General features: G+C 44.0%; 2 protein-coding genes. One reads left to right on the top strand and one right to left on the bottom strand.

The features are described from left to right. Window positions 1-748 (top strand): CHAT domain-containing protein (locus PX481_RS15660; RefSeq protein ID WP_288094929.1); only part of this gene is annotated, 748 nt, incomplete at its 5' end. 311 nt (window positions 749-1,059) lie between these two features. On the opposite strand, the gene PX481_RS15655 is transcribed toward PX481_RS15660, so the two are convergent. Next, entirely contained in the window at window positions 1,060-2,247 is a 1,188-nt protein-coding gene (locus tag PX481_RS15655; RefSeq protein ID WP_004159611.1) for a glycosyltransferase, read from the bottom strand. Window positions 2,248-2,481 lie beyond the last annotated feature (234 nt).

Here is a 2,481-nt window from a genome sequence, read left to right as displayed (position 1 = left end):
GGATTTGCCCTATACTCCCCTAGAGTGTGAGTGGGTCGCCCAAACCTGGAATGTGCCTCGCCAACGGCGGCTACAGGGGCGCACAGTCACCCCCGACTCTTATCTGCAACTGCTGAAACAATTGCAGGCTTTGCTCTCCAGCCACCACGCCACCAGCCGCCCCGATGATCCCCTCAACTCCCACCTCGTCCTAGACGGGGGGCAAAAAGTCACCCTCCGGGATTTACTTAGTCCCCTGTGGCGTTTTCCCGAATTGTCGGAAGTGTTTCTCTCCTGTTGTGAAACCGGTCTCAGTTTTGCCACTTCCCGAGATCAAGAGGGAAAGCTGCGACGGGAATTACTGGACGAACCCCTCAGCTTAGGTACAGGCTTTCTGCTGGGGGGCGCTCGTGCTGTGATTAGTAGTCATTGGGCGGTGACTGATCTAGCTACGGCGCTGTTTTCGCGGGAGTACCATCGCGCCCGGCGGGCCGGAGAGGAACGTTTAACGGCTCTACATCAGGCTCGTCAAGCGTTGCGGGAGACTTGCCAAAAAGACTGGCGGGACCGTTTGACAGTCGATTATCAGCAGGCTTATCAGACTTGGCAACAAATGCGCCAAACTAAGGATCCCAACGTCAATGCTGCTCAAGCCAATTATCAGAAAATCGGCGAATTGATCAAGTGGCTCGACGAATTTGCTCCCGACGCAGTGCCTTTTCAGGATTATCGTTACTGGGGGGCGTTCTATTGTCTGGGACTTCCTTAAAATTATGAATTATTTCCTTGTTGCAAGTAAAACGTAGGGTGCGTTAGACGGCGACAATCTCTGCTTAAACTTAAATCTAACAATCCGTCGTAACGCACCACACCTATCATTAATTTAACTTTATTATAACATATAATTAATTTGCAAGAGTTCTTATCTATCATTAATTTATTTGATGCGTTACGCTATCGCTAACGCACCCTACTACTAATTATTGTACTGTAAAAGGATAATGCTGGGTTTTTAAAGGTTCCAATTTTAACAGGTCAAAAGTCCTATTTTAAAAGGGTTTTACCATTATTCAGCAATCCCTAATTAGGATAAACTCGCCCTTTCCAACCCCCCCCTTGACCGCGCCAATAACGCAGGGCAGAATCGACGGTCATTAAACTATAAAAGAGGGCAATTAGGGGTAAAGTTAAAGCCCGCAGGGGGGATAATTTATATAGTCTTAAAGTCGGGCTATAGGAGAGGGCGATTAGTAATAAGGTGACGGCGCTAATTATGATAATTGATGTTTCTTTTAAGACCAATCCCCAGATTAAGCCCAAGGGGGCGGCTAAATAGGTTAAAAACATCCCGAAAATTGTGCCAATTAACCAAAGTGTTGAGTAATTTAGTTGCGTAAATGCGGTGCGGGCTACCATATTCCAAATGCTTGCTAAATCCGGATAGGGACGGAGACTATAGGTGCTTTCTGTTAATCCTAACCAGATGGAACTCTCGTTATTTTCTGGGTGATTTTGCAGATATTTTTTAACCGCAATCGCCAAAGAACAATCATCAATTAAAGCTTGTTTAAGAATCTCAATACCGCCAATTTTTTCTAGGATATCTCGGCGAATTAAAATGCAACCCCCGGCGGCGGCTGCTATCGGGGAATTAGGATTATTAACTAGGGGAAAAGGATAGAGTTTCTCGAAGAAAAAAACAAAGGCAGGAATGAGAAATTTTTCCCAAAAACTGTCACAGCGTAGCAACACCATCAGGGAAACTAAAGCTTGTTTTTCTTGTACTGCTTTAGTAACTAATTGGGTTAAATTATCCGGTGGGTGGGCAATATCAGCATCGGTGAACAGAAAATAATCGGGTGCAAATTTCTCGGTAGCCTCTGTTATTCCCTGTTTCATTGCCCATAATTTACCCGTCCATCCTATCTCTAAAGGCTGTCCAGAAATAATAGTTATCTGTTCAGATTTATGAGATTTATCGGCAATTTTTTGGGCAACTTTCCCCGTGTCATCACTGCTTTGATCGTCAATTAAAATAATGGAAAATTCGCCTTGATAATCTTGGTTAAAGAGGGAAGCTAAACTGATGGGTAAAACGTCGGCTTCGTTTCGTGCGGGGATAATTGCCGAGACTTTTGGATAATTTGTTAAGGGAGAAGTGACAGAATTAATTTTTTGGTTAGATAGCCAAAATTGTCCCCTGGCTAAGATTAAATATAACCAAATTATTAGCGATAGGAAAGTAACTAATAATAATAAAAATGTCATAAGCTAGTCGGCTTTCGATGAGGGAATAGGGAACAGGTCAAAAAGAGTAAGTAGGTAGGTGTTAAAAGTTGTCAGACACCCCCCTTATCAAGGGGGGATCAAGGGGGGATCCCCCCGCCTATCGGCACCCCCCTGATCAAGGTAGGGCTGTTTCATTTAAATTAAGTATAGCTGATTTTGAGTCAATAAATTTGACCGAAGATTCTCAAGTTTATCTTGTTCTAACCAAAAGAG

The sequence above is a fragment of the Microcystis sp. M53603_WE2 genome (assembly GCF_030065435.1).
The sequence above is the reverse complement of the archived record's forward strand: the minus strand, read 5'-3'. Positions and strand labels throughout refer to the sequence as shown.